We start from the raw sequence: 24,028 nt of genomic DNA on the forward strand, positions 1-24,028 counted from the left end.
GTAGGCGAAAGTTGCTTTCCTTTCTCATCCAATACAAAAGCAAATTCTTTAGTCATTTCTGACTAACCATCCTTTTGGAGAATTTTCCTTCTTGCCCAAATCAGGAGAGTGGACATGTGTTTTTGGCGTTCAGTTTCCATAACCTAGGCGAACTTTCTTCCTCAACACTCACAGGGCAACGGACTGAAGGTACATCCGAGGGTGTGATTTTACCATCTTCTCCCAATCTAGTTCATCATGCTGTTTTCCTTTCAAAAAACTACACTCACTGGGGCGAGAGAACACCAAACTACATCGTAATAAACCTGAAGGTTACGATTTGTTACGATATTTTAAAGCAGTTTGAAGTTCCTTCATTACGCCATTCGTTTTCTCTTTCGTCCGTCTACTGTCCTGCGCCGCATGTACAAGGTCTGCCTTATTTTATTATACATTATCAGGAAGAAAAAAATACAACTCCTTCTCTCCATTGGTGAGATATTCTGCACCATTCAGTAAAAAGAACCACGGCTGTCCGGCCGTGGTTCCTACTCACTTTGTCCACTCCTACTGTTCGTGCTGATCTACATCGACCAACTCATTGCGCTGTACCGGATCGTGGTACGCCCATACCTCATCCACAACGCCGCCGCCTTCATCCATCATGCGATCCATACCTTCCGCCACATCCTCCAAGAACGACATTTCCTGCCTGTTACGCGGATCCATGTATCCGTCATTCCTCCTTATCAAAGAATTTGGCCTACAGTCTTTAGGATAATAAAAGCGGTTTACTTTATACGTTACCTTTCCCCTCATATCTGCCTTTGAATCGCGCATACTAAAAACGGCTCGAAATTTTGGAAAAACGGAGGACACTTGTTATGAACAGTAATCAGATGCTGCGGGAACTATGTCGGACCCGACTCGATGATGGATCCTATTATTACCGTCTGCAAACGCTCGAAGAAAAAGGCATCGGTACCGTCTCCAAATTGCCTTTTTCCATTAAAATTCTGCTTGAGGCCGCTCTGCGCACAATGGATAATCGCGCCATTACGGAAGAACACGTAAAGCGGATTGCCAACTGGAATCCGAATGCCAGACCGGAAGAAATGTTCGAAATCCCGTTTATTCCTTCCCGCGTAATTCTGCAGGACTTCACCGGGGTTCCGGCCGTAGTCGATCTCGCTGCCATGCGGGACGCCGTCTCCCGTCTCGGTCTGGAAGCGGAGAAAATTAACCCGCTCATTCCCGTCGATCTCGTCATCGACCACTCCGTTCAGGTCGACCGGGCAGGCTCTGACACGGCGCTGAGTTTCAATATGGAAAAAGAATTTGAGCGTAACCAGGAGCGCTACAAATTTTTGCGATGGGCTACCCAGGCGTTTACCAATTTCCGTGCCGTGCCACCTTCCGTCGGCATCGTCCATCAGGTTAACCTTGAATATCTCGCCTCTGTTGTAACAAAGCGGGAAACGGAAAACGGTACCGAAGTGCTGCCTGACTCGCTCGTGGGCACAGATTCGCATACGACGATGATTAACGGTCTCGGCGTCCTCGGCTGGGGAGTGGGAGGCATTGAAGCAGAAGCGGCCATGCTTGGACAGCCGATGTATTTCCTGCTTCCGCATGTCGTCGGCTTCGAGCTGACCGGAGAGCTTCCGGAAGGATCTACTGCCACCGATTTGGCGCTCACCGTCACCAACATCCTGCGCAAAAAAGGGGTTGTAGGCAAATTCGTCGAGTTTTTCGGCAGCGGCCTTGATTCAATGGCGCTTGAAGACCGGGCCACTATCGCTAACATGGCTCCGGAATATGGTGCTACCGCTGGCTATTTTCCAATTGATAAGCAAACGCTCCGCTATCTTCGCACAACGGGACGTTCGGAAGAACACATTGCCCTCGTAGAAGCGTATACCAGAGCGCAGGGGTTATTCCGTACGGAAGATATGCCAGCTCCGGCCTACTCGGAAGTGATTACGCTCGATTTAGGCAGCGTCGTTCCAACATTAGCAGGACCAAAACGTCCGCAAGATCGCATCGATTTAACCGAGATGAAAGAAGAATTTGAAAAGATACTGCGCGCACCAATTAAAGAAGGCGGATTCGGATTATCCGATGAGAAAATTAAGCAGGAAGTGACCATCACCTATCCGGATAATACCAGGTCGACGCTCCGTACCGGTTCCGTTGTCATCGCCGCAATTACCAGCTGTACGAACACTTCGAATCCGTCCGTTATGATCGGAGCCGGCCTTGTGGCAAAGAAGGCGGTTGAAAAAGGCTTGCGCCGTAATCCAAATGTCAAGGCAAGCCTTGCGCCCGGCTCACGCGTTGTCACGCAATACCTGGACGATGCGGGTCTGACACCGTATTTGGACAGGCTTGGTTTTAACACGGTAGGTTACGGCTGTACCACATGCATCGGCAACAGCGGTCCGCTTATCCCGGAAGTAGCCAAAGCGGTCGCAGAAAACGACATGACCGTCACATCCGTACTCAGCGGAAACCGTAACTTTGAAGGCAGAATTCATCCGCTCGTCAGAGCCAATTATCTGGCTTCGCCACCTCTTGTCGTCGCCTATGCACTGGCCGGCACGTTTGATATTGATATGTACAATGATCCGATCGGTCACAACGGGCAGGGAGAGCCAGTCTATCTGCGCGATATCTGGCCAAGTGAAGAAGAAGTGCAACAAATAATTGACTCGATTATCACACCGGAGATGTACCGTGAGAAATACGACAACGTGCTTGCATTTAATGAAAGATGGAACGAGATTCAGATAGCGGAAGACCAGATTTATAACTGGGACAAAGATTCCACCTATATTCAATCACCTCCGTTTTTTGCAGACTTCTCACAGGAAGTGCCGGGCATCCATCCGATTAAAGGTGCACGCCTGCTGGCATTGCTGGGAGATTCCGTCACTACAGACCATATCTCGCCGGCCGGTGCCATTAAACCGGACAGTCCCGCCGGGAAGTTCTTGCAGGAGAAAGGTGTGAAAGTACGCGATTTCAACTCGTACGGCTCCCGCCGCGGCAATCATGAAGTCATGATGCGGGGTACCTTCGCCAATATCCGTATCCGTAACCGTCTGGCACCCGGTACCGAGGGTGGTGTTACAACATACCTTCCGACAGGCGAAGTCATGTCCATTTACGATGCGGCGATGAAATACAAAGAGGAAGGCATTCCGCTTATGATCATCGGCGGCAAAGAGTATGGCACAGGAAGCTCGCGTGACTGGGCAGCCAAGGGTACGCTGCTGCTGGGCGTTAAGGCCGTTATCGCAGAGAGCTATGAACGGATTCACCGTACCAATCTGGTGTGCATGGGAGTTCTCCCGCTGCAGTTCGAGGAAGAAATGGGTGCGGACACGCTGGGGATTACCGGCGAAGAGACGTTTGATATTCCGGAATTAACCGACAGGGTTCAACCCCGTCAGAAGATTGAAGTGCACGCTATGCGTCCGGACGGCTCAACTTTCACATTTAAATGTACCGTACGCCTTGATACGGATGTAGAAATTGATTATTACAAGAATGGCGGAATTCTGCAGCTGGTGCTTCGCAAGCTCATCACCGATAAACAACCGTCGCTTTCCTCATAAAAACAAGAGGCTGTCTCAAAAGGTTGTTGGAACTCAAATGAAATACAGTATATAGATTACTCACCGTTTTCCATGCGTATATATGGCAATAAAGAAGGGTGCCCCACCACTTTGGGACACCCTCTTGCGTATATGTCATTTATACAATTGCCCTCAACTCACTGTTTTTCATCGCTTTGTCAATCGTTGCGCCACCCAGACAGACTTCCCCCTGGTAGAATACAACCGCTTGTCCCGGCGTGATGGCACGCTGCGGCTCATCAAACACAACTCTGCAGCGGTTACCCGGTTCCATATGAACCGTCACTCCCTGATCCGGCTGACGGTACCGGAACTTAGCGGTACAACGGAACGTCTTCGGCATTTCGCGGCCACTCACCCAGTGTACGTCCGTCGCTTCCAAATAGTCGCTGTACAATCGCTCATGGTCCGTTCCTTGTGCCACATAAAGAATATTATTTTCTATATCTTTATCTACTACGAACCATGGCTCTCCCGTACCGGAGCCACCGCCAATGCCCAATCCCTGACGCTGACCGAGCGTATAGTACATCAGCCCGTCGTGACGCCCCTTCAGTTCACCGTCTACAGAACGGATTTCGCCTGGATTGGCCGGCAGGTAGGAACTCAAGAACTCCTTAAAGTTGCGCTCCCCGATAAAGCAAATTCCGGTGCTGTCTTTCTTCTTCGCCGTCGCCAGACCGGCTTTTAGCGCAATCTCCCGCACCTCGGTTTTATGCAGATGACCGAGCGGGAACATCGTTCTTGACAGTTGATCCTGATCAAGTTGATTCAAGAAATAGCTCTGATCTTTTTTCGGATCGAGGCCACGCAGCAGACGGTACTCGCCGTCATGGAAATCCACCTGCGCATAATGCCCGGTCGCCACATAGTCCGCTCCCAGATCCAGTGCCCGATCCAAAAAGGCCCTAAACTTGATTTCTTTGTTGCACATTACGTCCGGATTCGGTGTACGTCCTTTCTTATACTCGTCAAGAAAATACGTGAATACCCGGTCCCAGTATTCCTTCTCAAAGTTCACCGTATAATAAGGAATGCCGATCTGGGCGCAAACCCGACGCACATCTTCGTAATCCTCTTCGGCCGTACAGTGGCCGAATTCATCTGTATCATCCCAATTCTTCATAAAAATCCCGATAACATCGTATCCTTGTTGTTTGAGGAGCAGAGCGGCGACAGAAGAGTCCACACCTCCGGACATTCCCACGACCACTCGTGTATTTTCAGGTGCTTTATCCATCTATACCAACTTCCTTGTTTATTAATTGAATAGCAAAGAATTTGCTTCAGCTTTTATTATACTAACAAATATTCAGCTTTACAAACAAACGAAAAGGAATTACAAAGCAGGATTTGCTTCCGACAAGCCGGACGCCAGTGCCGCTCCTCTGGCAATTGCTTGTGCTACATTATCCAAAAAAGCAAGATTTTTTAACCGCAGCGCGTCTTCTGTCCGGTCAATAAACCCGCATTCCAGAAGAATGGCCGGCATACGGGTACGGCGCAACACTGCAAAATTTGCCGTCTTCTTTCCCCTGTCAGGCAGTCCCGCGCTATGAAAAACTCTTGCCACTTCACTATGAAGAATGCCCTGGCGCCGGCCGGCTTCCCGGTTGACCGCGCAGGGAACGATATAGCTCTCGAAACCGGTTCCCCTCCCCGCATTAATGTGGATAGAAACAAAATAATCCGCATGCAGGTTATTGGCAAAATCGGCGCGTGCATTCAAATCCGCTGCTTTGTTAGAGTGAAACACTCTGTCGTCGTTTCGTGTAAGACGTACGTCTGCCCCCCTCACCCGCAGATAATTGGCTGCCCGCTGTGCGATAGCTAATGTTAGGTCTTTTTCCCGTAAATCGTTGCCTACAGCCCCCGGGTCGTGACCACCATGTCCGGGATCAATAACTATAACTTTTATCATGTTCTTATCCCCCTCACCTTATTCTTTTTTCTCTTTTATACACATGAATTATCCTTCTACATAACATGTACATAGGTCTTTAAAATCACCCAGCCCTGAAGACTGGCCTTCTTCATAAAACCATAACCTGATTAAATTTTCAGATAAATAGTGACTTTTATCCTATCATATGGTACAATCAAGCAAACCAGCTCCATCTTCCATACTTTTGCCAAAGGAGGTCTTCATGCGAAAGAATCCGCACACTTCTTTATTCCGTTCTGTAAAGACTTTCAGGGAATACAAATGGTCATTTATGCTGGGAAGTCCGATTATCGGGCTGTTTCTTTTTATCTATGTGATTAATTCTCTTGCTGAAACTCCTCAACACCCAGAGAAAAGCGAGCGTGTGCTATTGTCATCTGCCGCGCTTACATACCATACCTTCTCATACCATAGCGGAGAAGTCTCAGCAAAAGAATTAGTGCCGCTCGGCCTGGCGCCGGCGGAGACAACCAGGGGCATGGAGGTCACCACTGTACAGAAGCGCCAAACCAACCGTGCGCTCGTTCGGAAAAAGAAACCGGCCCGCAGTACCACAATGAAGAAAGTACAGGAAGGCATGGTATTTACAGCAAACGCTTCCGGTTATACCGGTCCCGGCACAACCAAGTCCGGCACAAAAGTGCGCCCCGGAATCGTGGCTGTTGATCCCGATTATATCCCGCTCGGAACCGTTCTCTGGGTGGAGGGATATGGAGAATGCCGTGCGGAAGACACGGGCGGGGCCATCAAAGGCAACGCAATTGACCTTGCTTTCTCCACCACGAAAGAGGCTCTGAACTGGGGAAGACGAGATGTACAGGTAAAAGTAATCAGCGTACCCAAATAAAACTTTCCAGGTACAGGAATTATCTGGAAGAAAAAAACTGCCGCCGCTTCTCTACACAGAAGCAGACGGCAGTTTTTCACGTTTTATGCAACAGGAAAGGCAAACAGCAAATCGGTAACAGCCTGCCTTACTTCTTTCGGGACCGGACTGCCGGCCGCTTTCGCATGTCCGCCGCCGCCAAAGATGGCGGCAACCTCTCCCAGATTTATCTCTTCTTTAATCGTACGGTAGCTGATGACACGCGACAGGTTCACAATAGCAATGAAGTCAAGCTCCGGGTTCAGTTCCGCCAATGCGTTACCCAGCTCGGAAATATATTGTTCGGCAAATACAATGCCCGCTCTATAGCCATGGATAGTCTGCACATAGATATCTTTCGCTTTTCCTTTTATGTATTTTTCGATTTTTTCCTGTTCAATTTCCAGAAGCATCGCTTCCGTATCCGTGAAATTCGGAGAGCAATCCGCTGTAAAACGCCGGAAAAATCGTTCCCGTCCGAGAATGTAAAATAAGTCATTCAACTGCTTCGCATGCTGGTTTCCGTTCTCTTTCCAGTCCCATGTATCATACTGCCTTACCAGTTCAACGTATCTCATCAACTCTTCACTGTTCGCAAGAAATCCCGCTTCCGTCAAGTATGTATGAAAAAGCGTCGTGCCGCTTTCTCTCACGCCGTCTTTCTCTACCGTTACCTGCGCCCATTCGTACCGGTTGAGCCAATCCGCAGTCTGGTGGTGGTCAAGCAGAAGGAATTTACTTTTATAACGTGCCCCCATCCCTTCAATCCGGGCTGCAATTTCTTCGTTTACCGAAATATCGGTGATAAAAACTTTGTCATATTTATCCAGATGCAGTGTAAGAAACTTGCCGACTTTATCATTGATATCATCGTAACTACAGTAATCGATCTGGATATCATCTCCAAACGCCAGCTTCCCTAGAATACCACAGCTGACGCCGTCCGTGTCGTTATGCGTAAACAGCTTTACGGCATGAGGTCTTGTCTCGCGCGCCTTGCTTCGCCCCGGCTCGCTAAACAACGTATCGAGATTATTCGAGCGAATTTGGACTTTAATGCCCATACGCTCCGCCCGCGCGAGAAATTCCTGCATGCTCGAATTTGCTTGTGACTTCATGTTATTTTGCACCTCATATAAAATTAAACCGCTTATGTCAATTATAACAGCATTCCGCCGTTTTGCCTCCTGCTGTTTTTAATGTAACCAAAACGGGTAACTTTCTTGTAGAAAAAGGATGTGGTAGATAGCCGGCATAAGGAACCCTGGGCATGCTGTCATGGTAAGTCAATTTACCACCTTTAAAGAATTGGATGGAATTGCTACAATTATTAGTGGTTTCCTAATAATTGGCGTGGCATTCCGTTTTGGCTACGATAATATGCTTGGCTTAATCGACGTGGCAGCCCCCGTATTGTCGAAGAAAAAATCGTCAATATGCTGCTGAAGAAGCCGGGCATCACCGATGTCACGCTGGGCATCATAGAAGATAACGGTGTCAGAGACTGGAAACCAAAGAAACTAGATGAAGTGGAGTAGAAGACATGGCGACTGTTCGCAAAACGCTTTTGTGGCTCATCATTCTGGCCCTTGCAGTATTCATTATCCCGTATGCTATTCCGTTTGTTCTGGCGCTCTTAACCGCAATTTTTCTTGAACCGATTGTCAAAGCGCTGATGCGCACCCTGAATGTGAGCCGCCTCGTGGCTGTAACGCTGACGTTCCTGATGTTCTTTGCTGTGTTCGGCCTGGGCGGATACCGGATCGGTTCCATCCTTGTGGTACAAAGCGTAGAATTGTCGGAGAGACTTCCCGCATTCTCCACGAAAGTGATGGAATTTTTTGAGCAATCTATGTGGAAATGGGAGACGTTCGCGGGTTCACTCCCTTTTGATACTGCGACAACTGTTCAAGATGTAGTGGCAGCATTGAAAAACTCGGCCACCAACGCTGCCACTACGATAACCAAAGTGCTGCTTGGCGGTGTCGCCACGATTCCGGGCTTTCTTATCGTGTCTATTATTTATTTGGTAGCGCTGTTCTTAATCAGCCTTGACCTGCCTCGCCTGCACCAAAACTTCCTGAATCTGTTCACCGATTCGGCGCGGGAGAAGGTAGAGCTGGTCATGACCCAGTTGTTTCGCGCAACCGTCGGATTTCTTCGTGCACAGGTCATTCTCAGCCTGCTTACATATGTGCTGGCATTAATCGGTCTGCTCATTCTGGGAGTGAAGTACGCGCTTCTGCTTTCCTTGATTATTGTGATTGTTGATATTCTCCCGATTCTTGGTACCGGATCATTTCTTGTACCATGGGCGCTATACAGCTTCGCCACTGGCGATTCGCGCCTTGCGATTGGGCTTATCATCTTGTTTATCGTCATTACGGTTATCCGGCGTACAATTGAGCCGAAGGTGCTCGGATCAAGCCTCGGCATCAGTGCGCTGGCCGCGCTGATCAGCCTGTATATCGGCTTTCAACTGCTCGGCTTTATTGGATTAATTCTCGGTCCCGCACTTGTGATCATTTTCGAATCTCTGCGCAAAGCCGGATTTCTCAAATTCAAAATTCATTTTTAAAAACAAAGAAAGAGCCGCCATCCTGCGCCAGCGGCTCTTTCTGCTCTTTATTTTTTCTCGGTTTTTTCGTAGTAGACCGGGTTATACTTTTCGATAATTGGCTTGATCTTTTCAAGATCGATACCTTCATTAGCGGCAGCTTCTTTATTAACTCCAAGATTCAGCTCTTTCGGGAAGCCAACCGGGATATCACCTGATTTTGCTTCGCCTTTCAACACTTTCACCGCCATCAGACCTGTTTGATAGCCAAGATCATGGTAATCCGCCCCGAAACCGGCGAATCCTCCATTACGTACCGAATCCATTTCGCCTACAAACATCGGAATTTTATTTTTTTCCGCTACCTGCACAATCGTTTTCAGCGCCGCAACCGCCGTGTTATCCTTCGGCACATAGATAACATCCGCTTTACCTACCAGCGAGTCGGCCGCCTGCTTAACTTCCGTGGTGTTGCTAGCGTTTACCTCTACCGCTTTCATTCCGTTTGCTTGGAGCGCTTTCCTGGCGTTCTCTACATTCACCACAGAATTCGCTTCACCGGAATTGTAGATAATGCCTACATTCTTCGTATCCGGCTTCAGCTCTTTAATCAGCTTCACAAGCTTTTGGATGGTCTCCGGATGGGTGTCGGAGTAACCGGTAACATTTTTACCCGGCTTCTCCAAATTGTCCACCAGCTTGGCGCTCAGCGGATCGGTAATTGCCGTAAAGAAAACCGGGATGTCGGTATTCTGTGTTGCCTTTACCATTGCCTGCGCACTCGGCGTAGAAATGGCCAGAATAGCGTCTTTCTTATCAGCCGCAAATTTCTGCGCGATAGAAGCGACTGTGCTCGGGTCTCCTTGTGCAGATTGATAATCAATTTCGGCGTCTTCGTAGCCGTTATCTTTCAGCGCTTTGATAAAGCCTTCACGGGCGGCATCGAGAGCCGGATGCTCAATGAACTGCGTAATGCCGACTTGTACTTTTTCCTTGGCCTGTCCTGCTTTTTGCCCGCCGCTTGAATCTTGCTGCTGATCGGATGTCGTCTTAGCGCCGCAGGCCGCCAATAGCAGGCACAACAAAAGAAACCATACACCCAGTGTGCGCGATCTCTGTTTCATGAATAACTCCCCTTTTTAACTTGTTGTTTTTTTCTGATAATTTATTATACACTAACTCTGTATTGCTTTAAAAGATGAAAATCTTGCCCGGGTTTAAAATGTTATGCGGATCAAGCGTTTGCTTCATTGCATACATAACATCCAGCGCGTCACCGTGCTCTTGTCGCTGATATTTCGCCTTGCCCAGACCGACACCGTGCTCTCCCGTACATGTGCCGCCCCGACTCAGCGCATAGCCTACAATCTCCGTATTCACCGCCTCCGCCTGTTCCAAATCGGCGGGATTGTTCGGATGTACCATCAACAGCGAATGAAAATTCCCGTCTCCGACATGTCCGACGATACCTCCGACCATGCCCGTTCGCTCGATAAGCTCCCGTGCATGGTCAATGGCGCCTGCAAGCTCAGAGAGGGGCAAACAAACGTCGGTCGTCATTGCTTTCCTGCCCGGATATCCATGCAGAAACGCATAGGCCAAGTGATGACGTGCTTCCCACAATGCCGTTTGTTTCAGTGAATCGGTTTCAAATAGGAAGTCGCCACAACCGTGATCCTCTACAATTTCTCTCGCAAATGCAATGTCACAGGCAAGACCTGCTTCGTTCCCGTGAAACTCAAAAAATAAGGTAGGAAACTCCGGATAATCCGTTCCTTTATACGCATTTACCTGCCGAATAGAACGACCATCGATAAGCTCCATGCGTGCAACCGGAATGGCGGCTCCCATAATCGCGCAGGCTGCTTCCACTGCGTTCGCTACGGTCGGAAAACTGGCCCGTGCCGTAACAGACGCTTCCGGAATGCCATACAGACGCAGCGTGAGCTCGGTAAATATGCCAAGCGTTCCCTCCGATCCGATGAATAATCCGTTTAGATGATAGCCCGATGATGATTTTGCAGCCATACTGCCGGTACGAATCACCCTGCCATCCGCCAGTACTACTTCCATATCCCGCACCTGGTCACGCATAACGCCGTAGCGTACCGACGTCGTCCCGCTTGCATTCGTTGCGGCCATCCCGCCAATCGTCGCATCGGCTCCCGGATCTACCGAAAAGAAGAGACCGTATTTCTTCAATTCTTTATTCAACTGCATACGGGTTACCCCCGGCTGCACACGCACAAGAAAGTCCTGTGGCCGCACTTCAAGCACCCGGTTCATCAGCCCAAAATCGAGTGAAATACCGCCCTGCTGCGGAATAACCTGCCCTTCCATCCCGGAGCCGACGCCGAATGGAACAATAGGAACACGATGTGCATTAGCCCACTCGGCGATTCGACTTACTTCTTCTGTCGTTTTCGGAAATACCACCACATCCGGAAGGCGCGGTGTATGGTATGATTCATCTTTTCCATGCTGCTCCAATACGTTTGGATTGATCGTGACACGGTCAGCATCAATCATCTTTCTTAGCTCTCCCGCAATATCATTCGTTCTTTTGACGTCTGATCCCATTTCTTTTTCTTCTCCCTCTCCGTTATGCCATCTGCATCCAGGCCCGCTTGTTGCGCCATGCTACATCCACTTCGGTACCAAAGAAGCTGGATAAGTTCTCTGCATTCATCAACTCCTGTGTAAGACCCGCGCCGTATACCTGCCCTTCCTTCAAAAGCAGTACATGGCGGAAAACAGGCACAATCTCTTCAATATGGTGAGATACGTAGATCATCGTCGGCCCTTCCGGCTGGCTTCCCATATCTTGAATCCGCTCCAGCAGTTGCTCGCGCGCAAAAATATCAAGTCCCGTAGCCGGCTCGTCCAGAATGAGCAGCTTAGGCGAGGCCATTAATGCTCTTGCAATGAGCACACGCTGTTTCTCTCCCTGCGAAAGGCTTTCATATATGCGTTTTTCCATCCCCAGGCATCCCATCTGCTCAAGCAGTTGGTATGCTTTCTCATAATCGGCCGCTTCCGGCTCTTCGTAGAGCAATCCCATGGAAGCCACCTTGCCGCTTAGCACGATATTTTCCACCGTTTCGTTTTTATACAGTTTCTCCTGCATGGAAGAGCTGACCCAGCCAATGGACTGGCGCAGTTTACGCAAGTCATATTCGCCAAACTTCTTGCCCAATACACTCACTTCGCCTTTTGTCGGCCACATATATCCGTTAATAATATTAAGCAGCGATGTTTTCCCTGAGCCGTTCAACCCCATAATGACCCAGTGCTCACCCGATTGTACGGACCATGTCACATCCTTCAATATATATGTATTGCCACGCTTCCAGCTTACATTTTTGATGTCAATTACCATGTTCCTGACTCCTTTTCTCCCGTTAATTTTCATATTTTCTGAAAAGTATAGAATCATACAATCGTTTTGTAAATACAAAAACCACTGAACCATACAGTACGGTGGTGCAACCGCAAACTATGATTTTAAAATAGAGCGGATAAATACTGTCGTCTCTTTGGCCAAATCATACTCTTTCACTTCAGTGTGATCATAGGCGAATTTATCCCGCTCAGACGATCCGGTTTCTTTAAATACGCGGACTAAGGGACGTGACGGCAATCCTTTATGCTGACCGACTACTACCCCGATTTCTCCGGTGCTGAGCTGAACGGAACTCCCGGTCGGATACATGGCAATCGAACGCAAAAACTGAATAACAATGTTATGGTCGAACTTCTTACCGGCCAACCCCATCAAATATTCGTTCGCCTGATACGGCAGCAGCGTCGGCTCCGGCGCAAAAGGGGAAATCAAATTATCGTAGAAATTCGTAACGGCCACAATTTTTGCGTATTCATGAATTTCTGGCCCCTTAAGGTTGCGCGGCTCCCCTGTCCCGTCCACATGCTCATGATGCTGCAGGGCGATATGCGCGCTTGATAGACTCAACTCATGGCGTTTGCGCAGTACGTTAAAGCCGACCCAGGCGTGGTGATCTCCCTCCTGGCTATACCGTTTGAGCGGATCGTCCGTATTTTTGATAACCTTTCCGATATCATGCAGCAGAGCGCCCAGAGCCAGCTCTTTAAGCTTGGTGACGCTGTATCCCAGATTGATGCCGATAACGGTAGACATGATACAGACATTCAATGAATGGATAAAAAGATAGTTGTCTTTTGTGCGAATATCATCGAGATTGAGCATTACATCTTTCTGTGCCAGAATCTCTTCAATGATATTCGTCATCGTTTTGGACACGGCCGTTGTGTCAAAGTTTTTGCCTTCCTGTACGCATTCCAATATATTGGAGACATGAGAAATCGCTTCACGGCGCGTTTCCTCTGAAACTACTTCTTCCACTTTGATGTCTTCAAATCGGCTGTCCTCTATATAAACCATGGTGACGCCGATGCGGTGCAGCTTATTTACCATTCCCGGCGTCAGCAACACTCCCTGGCTCAGCAGCGTTCGTCCGTCACTTGCATAAATACTTTTGGCCAAAACCTGCCCCGCTTCCAGGCTATCTAAACTAACATGGCGCATGTCTCTTTCTCTCCTTCGACTTGTAAACTCTGTAAGGACTGTATATTCATTACTATTATAACGCAGAATAGTATGTCATCCAGTCACAATATACTGTGACTACCAGATACTTTTGCTTTTCAGGATGCGAAAGGCAAGAAAAAATGATATGCTTATGCCGATATTTCTGAGAAGGAGACTATGTCCTGTATGAAACGATTAGTAACCTGGTTTTTAAACGGCCTGCTCGTAATGGCGCCTATCGGCATTACCCTCTATATTCTGGTCTATATCTTCAAGCTTGTAGACAGTCTCGGCAAGCAAATTCTACTGTCCATGAATTTGCCTCCGATTACGGGATTGGGTGTCATAGTCACGGTTACGCTTCTTATCGCCATCGGATTCATAAGCCAGCTCTGGCTGAGCCGCAAGCTGCTTGAATGGACGGAGCGATTAATCGCGCGTTTTCCCGGCTTAAAAACAATTTATAGCATGGTGAAAGATACTATACATTCTCTTATTGGAGAAAAGCGGGCCTTTTCCCAGGTTGTGCTTGTTACGCACGAAGACGGAGGAAAACGGATTGGGTTTCTCACTACGGAAGACGTTACCGCTTTTCATCTGCATACGTCTTATATCGCAGTCTACGTGCCACATGCACTGCAGGTCAGCGGTGAGCTGCGTCTCTATCCGCGCGAACGGGTGGAATTTATCGATACACCGGTTGAAGAAGCGATGCGTTTCTGCCTGACCGCCGGTGTTGCTTCAAAAAAAGAAGAAGGAGACATGCCAGGTTAACCGGCATATCTTTTCTGTGAAAATCGTGAGGAAAGAAGAGCCATTGAGATTTTGCTACTTCTCTCATACCTTTCCCCCTCCTCTATACCTATGTCCTATTATTTAAAAACACTACCATAATATGTTTTATATTACTAAATAAAGGGGTAATGTAATAGAGAAAAATTATATATTATAAAAGGGGGAAGGAGTCACATGGCTCGCGTGGATCTTATAGAAAAAAAAGTATCCGCCAGAACTCTCATCAGTCTTCTCTTGGTCTTTTGTTCCTTATTATTTTCCTTGCTGTCTTTCTTCTCTTCATTTACATCATACGGTACGTTGCTCGTTTTTCTGGAATGGGGCACAGTGCTAACCGGCCTTGTATTGGCAGCTTCGACCATCGCGCCTATCCGGAAATATCTGGCCCATAATTCATTTTTCCTGGAGCTTTCCATCACAACCATTGTGCTGGCCTGTCTGGATTTGATTTGGATTATGTTTACGTCTTACATTCTTTCTATTTTAAATTAGAATGAAAAAAAGACGAGAGTTGAATGTATAAACTCTCGTCTTTTTTTCATGCAATATACTACTGCATCATGTTCGGCAACCAGAGAGAGAGCTGCGGGAAGATAACGAAGAACGCCAGTACGAAGAGAAATAAAATGATAAAAGGAATCACCCCGCGCACGACGACTTCAAGCTTCTCTTTTGCGATACCGCCCACGACAAACAGGTTCAAACCGACCGGAGGCGTAATCATCGCCAGCTCCATATTTACAGTCATGACGATGGCGAAGTGAATCGGATCGATGCCGAGATGATCAATAATGGGAAGCAAAATCGGCAGCGTAATCAGAATAATCGAGACCGCTTCCAGGAAGGTTCCCATAATAAAGAACAAAATGTTGACGATAAGGAAGAACGTCCACTTGTTCATATCGCTTTCCGCGATCCATGCCCCTACTTGCTGCGGTACCTGTTCGTTGGTCAGATACAGACCAAACAGGCTGGCAGCGGCAATAATCAGGAAAATCATCGACGTAATATTGATCGTTTCTACCAGAATCGGGCGAACGTCCTTAAGTCCCATTTCCCGGTAAATCACAACCGAAACGATCAAGCCATATACAACTGCGATAACGGCCGATTCTGTCGGCGTTGCCACACCGGTATAAATGCTGCCCAGAATTAAGATAGGCAGAAACGCACCCCACAACGCTTTCAATGACGTCTTCATCCGAACTTCCATAGAAGCTTTTTCATCGCTTCCGTAGCCGTGTTTGCGAGCATAAAAAATAGCAGATATAATCAGCACACCGCCTAACAATAGACCCGGAATAACACCAGCCATAAATAGTTTCCCAATGGATTCCTCAGCTGTAATGCCATAGATAATGAGCGGGATGCTTGGTGGAATCAGAATACCCAGTGTACCTGATGCAGCCACAAGACCCATTGCATACTTTTTATCATAGCCCGCGCTGACCATCGCCGGAATCATGATCGATCCGATCGCGGCAGCCGTCGCCGGACTGGAACCGGAAATGGCCGCAAATACCATACAGGCAAGAATCGTGACGACAGACAGCCCGCCCGGCAGATGCCCCACCCATTTGCGCAAGGCCTCAATTAAATACTTGGAAATCCCGCCGCGTGCCAGAATAACACCGGCTAACACGAAACCCGGAATCGCCATCAGCGGGAACGAATCGAGCGCCGCAAACATCCGCTGCGGCACCATGTTCATATTAAAATCAGATTGCATCAATACGGCTACAGTAGCCAAAGCCAGACTGATGGCGATCGGTACCCGCAGCAGCATAAGGATGAGAAAACTACTAAACAGCGTGAGGACCATGCGGTGCATCCTCCTTTTCCTTTGGAATCTCTACCATGTCAACCGTATTTACGATTTTCTCTCCACGAATCGCTTGAATAAGTTTCTCTATAAAGCGAAGCAGAAACATGATGCCGGAGATAGGAAGAATCAAATAGACTATCCACATCGGAATGCCGACGTCCATCGATACCATGCCGGACGTATACCGCTTCGCCACCAAAACATAACCGTAATACGTAAAAAAGACACAAAATAGAATTCCCATGAGATTTGCAAAAATATCTACCACACGCTGCATTCCGCGCGGCAGTTTATCGTATAGCATATCCACTTGAATGTGGTGATTATTGCGTAGAGCTACCGGAACGCCCAGCAGTGCGCCCCATACGATTGTATAGTTGGCCACCTCTTCCACCCAGGCTTTCGGCTCGTTAAAAATATAGCGCATTAGCACACCGTAAAAGATAAGAACGATACCAACGGACAAAAATGAACTAGCTGCAATATCTTCGAATAAGTCCCACGCTTTTTTCAAGCCCTTCATTTTTGTTCCCCCTTTCTTACAGAAGAAGAGGCACTAACGACGTAGTGCCCTTTCTCTCTAACTCTATTTCAGATTTTTAATTCCATCGATTAATTCAGGCGTAATAACGGATTTGAACTCGTCGTATACCGGCTGCAGCGCTTTTTCCAGCTCAGCGCGCTCAGCATCGTTTAACTCAGTAATTTGCATTTTGCCGGATTTCTTCAGGTTTTCGAAGCTCTTGTCGTTGTCTTCACTAGCCAGCTTCCATTCATACTCGGTCGCTTCTTTCAGCGCTTCTTCCACTTTTGTGCGAACCTCTTCCGGCATGCTATCCCAGAACGGCTTGTTTACGAAAATCGCATAGTCAAGACGTCCATGATTACTCACTGTCAGGTACTTCTGTACCTCTTCGTATTTTTGCGTGTCAATGTTATTGAATGTATTTTCCTGTCCGTCTACCGTACCCTGCTGCAGAGCCGCATACGTTTCACCGAATGCAATTGTCGCAGATCCTGCTCCCAGCGCTTTAAATTGTCCTTCCAGCACTTTACCTGCTTGTGCACGGAATTTCATGCCTTTGAAATCGGCCGGTGCTTTCAGCGGCTTTTTGTTGTTTGTGAATTGTTTGAATCCGTTTTCCCAGAAAGCCAGACCCATAATGTCATTGCCTACCAGTTGTTCGCTGTTCAGCAGTTGTTTTGCCAGGTCGCTCTCAAAGAATTTCAGAGCGTGCTCACGATCTTTGAACAGGAAGGGCATGTCCACATACTGCCAGCGCGGATCGAGCTTTACCATTTTGGTAACGGAAGGCGCAATCATGTGCACGTTTCCGGATACGAGCGCATCCAGCTCTTCTTTGTCACCATATAGCTGCGAAGACGGATAGACTTCAACTTTCACTTTTCCACCTGTTTTTTCTGCCGCCAGATCAGCGAACTTCTGTGCCGCTTTTCCCTTTACACTGTCAACCGAAGTAACGTGCGAGAATTTGATGACGATGGCGTCTTTCTTCTCTTCGCCGCCGCTCGCCGGTTTAGCATCTGCCGCCTTTTTCTCTCCGCCGCCACAGGCCGCAAGCAGGACCGCCATCACAATCGTCATGAGTACTGCTACTACTTTTTTCAACTTTTTTCCCCCTCTTACCCATTTCTTTTATATTGCTTCAAGTATAACTTTTTTCCTTTTTTATACTGTGAAGCGCTTTCATTTCTGAACATTATTTTATTTTTGAAAAAAACAAAAAACAATTTTTGTTCATTTTGTTATAATTTTGTTCATTTTGTTTGTGTATTTAACCTACAGAAATAGGCAAAAACCTACAAACTTTCGACTTATATACGAAAAAGAATTGTAGAAAAACGCGTCGGTTGGTATAATTTTCTAAAAAATAAAATTGAGCACGCCACATTAAAACAATGGGCAGAGTCCTGAGAAAGGAAACGAATGATGCGAATCCCACCGCTGCAAGCTCTGTATTTTACACAGTTTCTGTCCGCTTTTGCGGACAACATGATTATCTTTATCGTGCTTGCCATCATGCGCCAGGAGGGGTATCCCGGTTTCTATATCGGGCTGGTCCAATCAGCGTTTCTGCTGGCGTATGTCGTATGCGCTCCATTCGTCGGGCCATTCGCCGACCGTAACGCCAAGTCCTGGGTTCTGCTTGTGGGCAATACCGTCAAAGCTACCGGCATTCTTCTGATGATGACCGGACTCTCACCGGTACTTAGCTATCTGGTGGTCGGTATCGGTGCCGTAACATACAGCCCGGCCAAATACGGTATTCTACCCGAGCTGACTAACAGCAAAGAGGCTCTGCTCAAGGCAAACGGCAAAATTGAAGGATATACAATTTTTGCTATTCTCGCCGGGTCAGTAGCGGGAGGGATGCTTGCGGAATACTCGCTGTTCTGGTCGATGGCCGTCTGTATCGGACTATACCTCGTCTCCATCGCCGGAACATTCGCAATCCCCAGGACGGGAGGGAATTCATCCATTCGCTATAACCGAGCGCTTAGGAACTTTATTTCTGATGTGAAGCTGTTCTTCTCGAATCCAAAATGCCGGTTCTCCCTGGTAGGTACCAGTTCATTCTGGATGTCATCCACGGTGCTCCGCTTTGCATTTATCGCCTGGATTCCGCTCATGCTGGGCATCACGTCGCTGGACAAAATTTCGATGCTTGTCGCTGTAACGGGCGTAGGTATCATTATCGGCTCGCTTGCGACCCCGTATTTAATCCCGGCGCACAAGTATTATCGCTCATACCTGTATGGCCTCATGATGGCTCTCCTTGTCGTTGCTTCGGTTTTCATGTCCGATCTGTATCTGACAATTGCGGTGCTGATGGCGATCGGCTTTATGGGTGGCGCATTTATCGTACCGATGAATACGGTGCTGCAGGATGAAGGACATAAATTAAGCGGGACAGGGAAAGCAATCGCAGTACAGAATTTCATTAACAATACGATGATGCTGATCGGCATGGGCATCTATACAGGCGCAACCAGAGCAGGCGTCACCGCTCCCGTCTCGATTGTGACGGTCGGTCTGGTTCTGCTCGGTTTCGTGCTCTATCTTCATTTCCTGAAGAAAAAGCTGATAGCTTCGAGCGTACTCTCTATCGAAAGCACCGGTCGTACGCTATAAACAAAACCACCATGGCATCTCAGCCGCAACCCCGACATGAAAATCGTGGGAAAGGCGCCTGACTTTTGTGGTACGAGGGAAAAGAGAGAAAGGAATGAGGAGAGGATTTTAATGAGAAAAAAGGCGAACGCCTTTTTCTTCCCTGGAGCTTATTTCCTCTCTCTCCTTCTTTTCTCATGATTTTCACAGAAAAAAAAGCGGGCACTGTTATCCCGCTCCATCTTTACAATGTCTTACGCTCATTGCGCAGCATAATTTTTTGTTTCTTCTTGAGGGAATGAAACCGGTATCTTTGCCCGCTGCTTTTTACGTACCGGCTCCCGACGTTTCTTGCTTTTTAATAGGTAGGAGAAAACGAACCAACTTTGAGCTATATAAAAGGTTATAAAATAACCACTTTGCGGCAGGTGAAAATATAGATTGCAAAGAAGGCTGTACGTTGTAAACGCAAAAAACAAAAAATAAAAAGACACCATTCTGTTCTTTACCGTATTGCGATAAAACAGCCCCAATCCGATAAGAGAAAGCATAAAGATCCCAAAATAACTCCAGTATGCTGCCATGTCGTTTTCTCCCGCAGTCCAAAATGGTATAGATATGTATATAGGTCCACTGTAATTAATGTGATTATCTCCGCGGTGTATATCGTCTTGTTGCAGTCTGTATTCCTTATCCAATGTACCTTAATTTTTTTAAATGAACGAGGGACTTTACGATTATTTATGTAGGCTTTTGCTAAATCAACTATAGTTTTTCTACAAAATTCCACATAATATACCATTTGAAACTTGGCATACAAAACCACCATGGCTTCTCAGCCGTAACCCCGGCATGAAAATCAATAGAAGGGCGGCTGACTTTTGCGGCATGAAGGAAAAGAGAGAGGAGAGAGAGGGGATGATTTCAATGGAGAAAAAGGCAAGGGCCTTTTTCTTCCCTGGATCTCATTTCCTCTTTCTCTCCTTCTTTCCTCATGATTTTTTCCCAGTAAATAACCAGACATACCGATTCAAGGGACGGGCGGAAAATACAAGCCCCGCCGCCTCAAATATACGCTGCAGAATCGGCACCTGTGTGTAGTATTCCGTCTTTAAATCTTCTAGCAATGCGAACGCTTTCTGCTCTCTGACCCGCTGATGGATGGCATGCTTGGCTTCTTCGTCGGCATATGCCGTATCTGCAAACACGATGACACCCTCTTCGTTTAACCTATCGGCTAACTGCCGGATGGCACGCGCTTTCTGTTCATCCGTAAGATGGTGAAACGCGTATGTGCTGACGATACCGTCCACCTGGCCGATCTCCTCAGGGACCGAGAGAAAGTGTCCGTCCCTAACCGTAAAATCCGGCAGTTTCTGTTCTGCAATGCTTCGCATATCCGGAGACGGATCAATGCCGTACACTTCCCACTCCTGCTTCAGCAGCCGCTCGGTCAGATTGCCGGTTCCAACCCCAATCTCAAGCACACGACTGCCCGGGGGCAGCTTCAATTCGTCTACCACCTGCTGCAGAATTTGTTCATATCCCTCGAAAACCTCGGCATATTCTCCTTCCCTGGAATATACCGTATGGTCGTATTCATCGGCCCATTGTTCAAACACATGATTAAATTGCACGTCACGTTCTTCCATGACAGCGCCTCCTATTTTTCCTTCATTATATGCAAATAAACCAAAATGTTTATTATTCGCATTAACTTAATCTGTTTAATTATAGCTAAAAAATCTCCTGCAATTCAATAGGAGATTATAACCTGCTCTTTTATTCGCCCTCGATTTCCTTATTTTGTTGGATAGCGTCGTTCAATTTCTGCAGCATGTACCCGATGCCCCTGCAGCCCTGAAGCGGAAAGCGGTACGCTCTGTTAGCACCGAATACTTGCTGCACAACTTTGATGTGCTTTTTCCCGGCCACGACGACAATTTCCTCAAATACATCAAGCCCCTTCTCTGCAGCCTGCTGCTTAAGAGCTTCTACTGTAATAACGTCCGGGCTGCCGGAATTAAAAGCAAGGTCATAATTGCCTGGAACAATGTCGGTCGGAAATAAAAAGCCGTGTTTCGCTGAAAGAATGACCCAATGTTCGAAGAATATATCAGCGTATGTATGACAGGCCGTACCAAATGGACTGATATAAGCATCTTTTGCCTGGACGCCCCCCAATTCCGGGTGCTTGTCCCATATCTTGGCCGCACCACAGGGAGTGATACACAATCTTTTTTTCATTCTTCCTGCTTCCCTTCATCCTAAAATTCCGCATAATTAAAGCTATCTTTATATTTTTTCAACTCAATGGATACACTAACGGACGAAATTCCTTCTATATTACTTAATTTTTGATTGATAAATTCCACGAGCTTATCATTAGATGAAAAGTACGCCTGGATAATTAAATCATACGGACCTGAAAAAACGCTTACAAACCTTACCTCAGGTTGTCTGCTAAGTTCATTGGCCGCTTTATCTTGATAACCAAGCTCTGTACAAATAAAAATAATGGCTGATACGCTTAGTCCAATTTTCTCTGGCTTGCTATGTATAACAAACTCAAATACCTGCTCTTCCAACATTCGATTAACCCTTGATCTAACAGTCCCCTCGCTTACCTCTAATTTTTGAGCGATAAAGGTATTGGAATAACGAGCATCTTCCTGTAGCAGCATTATTATTTCTTTGTCTAGTTTATCTAATTCCCTCATTAATTAACTCCCCGCTTTATCCGCTTGTATTTTATATTCGTTTATCGGATAAAGATGTCTAGAGTCATGGAATTTTCCTGTTTTTGAATCCGTAGAACTAAAGTTGAACCCCGCTAGCCCACCGCACTTTCTATGTAACCAGGCAATCGATTTGATTCTTTTCATAAGTGAAATACGGTTCGCCAAAAAAATGCGTTGTCAGACCGCATACACTGAACCTGAATTGTGGCGTGCGCTGCTTCAAAAAAGACATCACAAAAAGTTCAAAACCCGGAAATTTATAGGTTCACCCGGGCATGATACGTCAATTTCAATTATGATATAAAATTTATCTGTCCGTTTTTTATGTGGTCTTCCTTAAGCTTGCCATCACACGCGAACGTGTGGTATGCTGTTTGTGCGAACATTTGATAAGTGCTAAGCCGTTAATGTACCCTTGTGCATTGCGGCTTTTTTTGACGCCATTTCGCCCGTTCTTCTAGCCTTTTTATTTGTTCGTTCATCATTGGGGAAATATCAAGATGTTAGCCGATAACTCATACCGGCGAGCAACAGCTGCTAGATTTCCGATTTCTTTTGCTTCTTTCACCACTTGTTTTTTACCTCTGTCACCATAAGTGCAATCAAAACACACTCTTAGTGTCCAACTTCTCTAGGGGGCTAAAGAGCAGGGAGTTTTATTTTGGTGTTGGATCATTTTTTAAGCAACTCTAGCACACCCTATTTCTTCCATTTTCTTTTGCTTGATAAAGCTTTTGATCAGCATGATAGTATAAATCATCACTGTCTGTGTCTGGATAAGTGGCGACCCCTATCGATACTGTAACAGGAATCTTCATTCCGTTGCTGAGTATAAAAGTATACTGTTCAATACCTGAACGGATCCTCTCTGCAACTTCTAAAGCATGCGAATAAGAACAATTGGGAAGAAGAATAGAAAACTCTTCTCCTCCGTTTCTCGAAACAATATCAATGCTACGAGAAGTACGGCAAAGAATCTCCCCAACTTCTTTTAAGATTCTATCCCCTTCCAGATGTCCATATGTATCATTAATGTTTTTAAAGAAATCAATATCAATTAGCAAAAGAGAAAGATGTTTATTATGTTTTTTTGCATCATTAATATAATGATAAAATAATTGATCGAATTGACGTACATTATGTAATCCGGTTAAAAAGTCTGTCGTTGCTTGCTCTTTTAATGTTTGAACCATCTGGTTATAGTTATTTATATAGGTAATAACATATAAAGAAGCAAAGCCAGCGGCAACAGAAATGGTCCAATGATACAAAATAATTTCTAAATAAATACTCTTGTCATCGACATTTATAAATAAGGCGATACTGAGAATAAACAATGAAAAAATATTCATTATCCAAAATTTTACTTTTGATGAAAGTTTCATTTTATAAAATTCTCCACAAACGACACCGATGATAAGCATACCCAGAGATGCTACAATTGAAGCTTGACTGAAGGGAAATAAAAAAAGCCTTCCCGCAATGACGATAAGGGCGGAGGAAATAGAAGGTAACGCTCCTCCATATAGCGCTGCAATAACAACAGGAATATGACGTAAATCAGCAATAGTAGTAGGAGAAATATGAATGGAAAATAACATAAGCCCAACTCCTACTATACCCAGGCACATACCTACCAGCGTTTTTTCTTTTATCGATACAGCAGAATGGATTGGATAATGCTTGAATAAATGCCCAGTTAGAAATAAACCTGATATAATGAGCGAACCATTTGCAATAAATTCTCTGAGCATAATTTCTTTTCTCCTTTTCCTCAATAAAAAAGACCAGTTTTTATAAGCTGGTCGGTTGCGCTACTAGCTCCAAGCTACCCAAGCGCCCAAATACAGGTAACTTTTCTTTGCTCCTTTATCTTAAGATAATATGTGATTGTGCAATTTTACATCCAAATAAAAGCATATTTACTTCTGAATTCTCCTATTGTTTATATAGTTAATTTCCTATATGGCCTTTATTGTT

The 24,028-nt window shown here is 46.4% G+C and carries 22 protein-coding genes and 1 riboswitch; of the genes, 7 read left to right on the forward strand and 15 right to left on the reverse strand.

The genetic code is table 11. From position 1 onward, the window contains the following. Positions 1-116: 116 nt before the first annotated feature. The gene (locus ADA01nite_RS01605; RefSeq protein ID WP_146808151.1) at positions 117-476 is read left to right on the forward strand and encodes a hypothetical protein; all 360 of its coding nucleotides are present in this window, start codon (positions 117-119) and stop codon (positions 474-476) included. Between the two features lie 70 nt (positions 477-546). Here ADA01nite_RS01605 and ADA01nite_RS21860 read toward each other — a convergent pair whose 3' ends face one another. Next, positions 547-708, reverse strand: a complete 162-nt coding sequence (locus tag ADA01nite_RS21860) for a hypothetical protein (RefSeq protein ID WP_170230072.1) — start codon at positions 706-708, stop codon at positions 547-549. Positions 709-863: 155 nt separating this feature from the next. Between ADA01nite_RS21860 and acnA the strand changes: the two genes are divergently transcribed. After that, positions 864-3,599: an aconitate hydratase AcnA gene (acnA, locus tag ADA01nite_RS01610; RefSeq protein ID WP_146808152.1), complete on the forward strand. Its 2,736-nt coding sequence runs from the start codon at positions 864-866 to the stop codon at positions 3,597-3,599. A gap of 139 nt (positions 3,600-3,738) precedes the next feature. Here acnA and mnmA read toward each other — a convergent pair whose 3' ends face one another. Beyond that, positions 3,739-4,860 (reverse strand): tRNA 2-thiouridine(34) synthase MnmA, encoded by a 1,122-nt coding sequence (gene mnmA, locus ADA01nite_RS01615; RefSeq protein ID WP_146808153.1) that lies wholly within the window; start codon positions 4,858-4,860, stop codon positions 3,739-3,741. Positions 4,861-4,959: 99 nt separating this feature from the next. Next, on the reverse strand, positions 4,960-5,541 hold the full coding sequence (locus tag ADA01nite_RS01620) for an N-acetylmuramoyl-L-alanine amidase family protein (RefSeq protein WP_246147185.1): 582 nt from the start codon (positions 5,539-5,541) through the stop codon (positions 4,960-4,962). 226 nt (positions 5,542-5,767) lie between these two features. Between ADA01nite_RS01620 and ADA01nite_RS01625 the strand changes: the two genes are divergently transcribed. Then, positions 5,768-6,412, forward strand: a complete 645-nt coding sequence (locus ADA01nite_RS01625; protein WP_146808154.1) for a 3D domain-containing protein — start codon at positions 5,768-5,770, stop codon at positions 6,410-6,412. A gap of 83 nt (positions 6,413-6,495) precedes the next feature. On the opposite strand, the gene ADA01nite_RS01630 is transcribed toward ADA01nite_RS01625, so the two are convergent. Next, positions 6,496-7,548: a DHH family phosphoesterase gene (locus ADA01nite_RS01630; RefSeq protein WP_146808155.1), complete on the reverse strand. Its 1,053-nt coding sequence runs from the start codon at positions 7,546-7,548 to the stop codon at positions 6,496-6,498. Positions 7,549-7,973: 425 nt separating this feature from the next. On the opposite strand from ADA01nite_RS01630, the gene ytvI reads away from it, so the two are divergent. Next, positions 7,974-9,008, forward strand: a complete 1,035-nt coding sequence (gene ytvI, locus ADA01nite_RS01635) for a sporulation integral membrane protein YtvI (RefSeq protein ID WP_146808156.1) — start codon at positions 7,974-7,976, stop codon at positions 9,006-9,008. 47 nt (positions 9,009-9,055) lie between these two features. On the opposite strand, the gene ADA01nite_RS01640 is transcribed toward ytvI, so the two are convergent. The 4 genes from ADA01nite_RS01640 to ADA01nite_RS01655 form a co-directional block, all read right to left on the reverse strand. Then, a complete protein-coding gene (locus ADA01nite_RS01640) occupies positions 9,056-10,111 on the reverse strand; it encodes an ABC transporter substrate-binding protein (RefSeq protein ID WP_146808157.1) in 1,056 nt (351 codons plus the stop codon). A 67-nt stretch (positions 10,112-10,178) separates the two neighbouring features. Next, positions 10,179-11,567 carry an FAD-binding oxidoreductase gene (locus ADA01nite_RS01645; RefSeq protein WP_146808158.1) on the reverse strand — a complete coding sequence of 463 codons (1,389 nt, stop codon included), beginning with the start codon at positions 11,565-11,567 and terminating at the stop codon, positions 10,179-10,181. 22 nt (positions 11,568-11,589) lie between these two features. After that, positions 11,590-12,366, reverse strand: coding sequence for an ABC transporter ATP-binding protein (locus tag ADA01nite_RS01650; RefSeq protein WP_146808159.1), 777 nt, complete (start codon positions 12,364-12,366; stop codon positions 11,590-11,592). Positions 12,367-12,483: 117 nt separating this feature from the next. Next, complete coding sequence (locus ADA01nite_RS01655) at positions 12,484-13,551, reverse strand: HD-GYP domain-containing protein (protein WP_146808160.1); 1,068 nt, start codon at positions 13,549-13,551, stop codon at positions 12,484-12,486. A 189-nt stretch (positions 13,552-13,740) separates the two neighbouring features. Between ADA01nite_RS01655 and ADA01nite_RS01660 the strand changes: the two genes are divergently transcribed. Both ADA01nite_RS01660 and ADA01nite_RS01665 read left to right on the forward strand, forming a co-directional pair. After that, positions 13,741-14,328, forward strand: coding sequence for a DUF502 domain-containing protein (locus ADA01nite_RS01660; RefSeq protein WP_170230073.1), 588 nt, complete (start codon positions 13,741-13,743; stop codon positions 14,326-14,328). 195 nt (positions 14,329-14,523) lie between these two features. Further along, positions 14,524-14,841 carry a hypothetical protein gene (locus ADA01nite_RS01665; RefSeq protein WP_146808162.1) on the forward strand — a complete coding sequence of 106 codons (318 nt, stop codon included), beginning with the start codon at positions 14,524-14,526 and terminating at the stop codon, positions 14,839-14,841. Positions 14,842-14,899: 58 nt separating this feature from the next. Here ADA01nite_RS01665 and ADA01nite_RS01670 read toward each other — a convergent pair whose 3' ends face one another. The 3 genes from ADA01nite_RS01670 to ADA01nite_RS01680 all read right to left on the reverse strand — a co-directional run bounded on the left by ADA01nite_RS01670 (position 14,900) and on the right by ADA01nite_RS01680 (position 17,804). Continuing rightward, positions 14,900-16,171, reverse strand: a complete 1,272-nt coding sequence (locus ADA01nite_RS01670; protein ID WP_146808163.1) for a TRAP transporter large permease — start codon at positions 16,169-16,171, stop codon at positions 14,900-14,902. Next, complete coding sequence (locus ADA01nite_RS01675) at positions 16,152-16,697, reverse strand: TRAP transporter small permease (protein ID WP_146808164.1); 546 nt, start codon at positions 16,695-16,697, stop codon at positions 16,152-16,154. Before ADA01nite_RS01675 ends, ADA01nite_RS01670 begins: the two co-directional genes overlap by 20 nt. 63 nt (positions 16,698-16,760) lie before the next feature. Then, positions 16,761-17,804: a DctP family TRAP transporter solute-binding subunit gene (locus ADA01nite_RS01680; protein ID WP_246147186.1), complete on the reverse strand. Its 1,044-nt coding sequence runs from the start codon at positions 17,802-17,804 to the stop codon at positions 16,761-16,763. Positions 17,805-18,122: 318 nt separating this feature from the next. On the opposite strand from ADA01nite_RS01680, the gene lplT reads away from it, so the two are divergent. Beyond that, positions 18,123-19,328 (forward strand): lysophospholipid transporter LplT, encoded by a 1,206-nt coding sequence (gene lplT / locus ADA01nite_RS01685; RefSeq protein ID WP_218029521.1) that lies wholly within the window; start codon positions 18,123-18,125, stop codon positions 19,326-19,328. Positions 19,329-20,299: 971 nt separating this feature from the next. Here lplT and ADA01nite_RS01690 read toward each other — a convergent pair. The 4 genes from ADA01nite_RS01690 to ADA01nite_RS01705 form a co-directional block, all read right to left on the reverse strand. Further along, positions 20,300-20,959, reverse strand: coding sequence for a class I SAM-dependent methyltransferase (locus tag ADA01nite_RS01690; protein WP_146808165.1), 660 nt, complete (start codon positions 20,957-20,959; stop codon positions 20,300-20,302). 130 nt (positions 20,960-21,089) lie between these two features. Further along, on the reverse strand, positions 21,090-21,554 hold the full coding sequence (locus tag ADA01nite_RS01695) for a DUF6884 domain-containing protein (RefSeq protein ID WP_146808166.1): 465 nt from the start codon (positions 21,552-21,554) through the stop codon (positions 21,090-21,092). Between the two features lie 20 nt (positions 21,555-21,574). Then, positions 21,575-22,027 carry an Lrp/AsnC family transcriptional regulator gene (locus tag ADA01nite_RS01700; RefSeq protein ID WP_146808167.1) on the reverse strand — a complete coding sequence of 151 codons (453 nt, stop codon included), beginning with the start codon at positions 22,025-22,027 and terminating at the stop codon, positions 21,575-21,577. A 710-nt stretch (positions 22,028-22,737) separates the two neighbouring features. Continuing rightward, entirely contained in the window at positions 22,738-23,802 is a 1,065-nt protein-coding gene (locus tag ADA01nite_RS01705; RefSeq protein ID WP_146808168.1) for a diguanylate cyclase, read from the reverse strand. Positions 23,803-23,842: 40 nt separating this feature from the next. Next, a riboswitch (cyclic di-GMP riboswitch) is annotated at positions 23,843-23,926 on the reverse strand. Positions 23,927-24,028 lie beyond the last annotated feature (102 nt).

Source organism: Aneurinibacillus danicus (assembly GCF_007991215.1).
GTDB lineage: Bacteria > Bacillota > Bacilli > Aneurinibacillales > Aneurinibacillaceae > Aneurinibacillus > Aneurinibacillus danicus.

Excerpts from the sequence above, each read along its gene's own strand:
- ADA01nite_RS01670 (WP_146808163.1), bottom strand. The coding sequence starts at position 16,171 with ATGGTCCTCACGCTGTTTAGTAGTTTTCTCATCCTTATGCTGCTGCGG.
- acnA (WP_146808152.1), top strand. The coding sequence starts at position 864 with ATGAACAGTAATCAGATGCTGCGGGAACTATGTCGGACCCGACTCGAT.
- ADA01nite_RS01665 (WP_146808162.1), top strand. The coding sequence starts at position 14,524 with ATGGCTCGCGTGGATCTTATAGAAAAAAAAGTATCCGCCAGAACTCTC.
- ADA01nite_RS01695 (WP_146808166.1), bottom strand. The coding sequence starts at position 21,554 with ATGAAAAAAAGATTGTGTATCACTCCCTGTGGTGCGGCCAAGATATGG.
- ADA01nite_RS01675 (WP_146808164.1), bottom strand. The coding sequence starts at position 16,697 with ATGAAGGGCTTGAAAAAAGCGTGGGACTTATTCGAAGATATTGCAGCT.
- ADA01nite_RS01690 (WP_146808165.1), bottom strand. The coding sequence starts at position 20,959 with ATGGAAGAACGTGACGTGCAATTTAATCATGTGTTTGAACAATGGGCC.
- lplT (WP_218029521.1), top strand. The coding sequence starts at position 18,123 with ATGATGCGAATCCCACCGCTGCAAGCTCTGTATTTTACACAGTTTCTG.
- ADA01nite_RS01655 (WP_146808160.1), bottom strand. The coding sequence starts at position 13,551 with ATGCGCCATGTTAGTTTAGATAGCCTGGAAGCGGGGCAGGTTTTGGCC.
- ADA01nite_RS01620 (WP_246147185.1), bottom strand. The coding sequence starts at position 5,541 with ATGATAAAAGTTATAGTTATTGATCCCGGACATGGTGGTCACGACCCG.
- ADA01nite_RS01625 (WP_146808154.1), top strand. The coding sequence starts at position 5,768 with ATGCGAAAGAATCCGCACACTTCTTTATTCCGTTCTGTAAAGACTTTC.
- ADA01nite_RS01705 (WP_146808168.1), bottom strand. The coding sequence starts at position 23,802 with ATGCTCAGAGAATTTATTGCAAATGGTTCGCTCATTATATCAGGTTTA.
- ADA01nite_RS01630 (WP_146808155.1), bottom strand. The coding sequence starts at position 7,548 with ATGAAGTCACAAGCAAATTCGAGCATGCAGGAATTTCTCGCGCGGGCG.
- ADA01nite_RS21860 (WP_170230072.1), bottom strand. The coding sequence starts at position 708 with ATGGATCCGCGTAACAGGCAGGAAATGTCGTTCTTGGAGGATGTGGCG.
- mnmA (WP_146808153.1), bottom strand. The coding sequence starts at position 4,860 with ATGGATAAAGCACCTGAAAATACACGAGTGGTCGTGGGAATGTCCGGA.
- ADA01nite_RS01700 (WP_146808167.1), bottom strand. The coding sequence starts at position 22,027 with ATGAGGGAATTAGATAAACTAGACAAAGAAATAATAATGCTGCTACAG.
- ADA01nite_RS01640 (WP_146808157.1), bottom strand. The coding sequence starts at position 10,111 with ATGAAACAGAGATCGCGCACACTGGGTGTATGGTTTCTTTTGTTGTGC.
- ADA01nite_RS01650 (WP_146808159.1), bottom strand. The coding sequence starts at position 12,366 with ATGGTAATTGACATCAAAAATGTAAGCTGGAAGCGTGGCAATACATAT.
- ytvI (WP_146808156.1), top strand. The coding sequence starts at position 7,974 with ATGGCGACTGTTCGCAAAACGCTTTTGTGGCTCATCATTCTGGCCCTT.
- ADA01nite_RS01660 (WP_170230073.1), top strand. The coding sequence starts at position 13,741 with ATGAAACGATTAGTAACCTGGTTTTTAAACGGCCTGCTCGTAATGGCG.
- ADA01nite_RS01645 (WP_146808158.1), bottom strand. The coding sequence starts at position 11,567 with ATGGGATCAGACGTCAAAAGAACGAATGATATTGCGGGAGAGCTAAGA.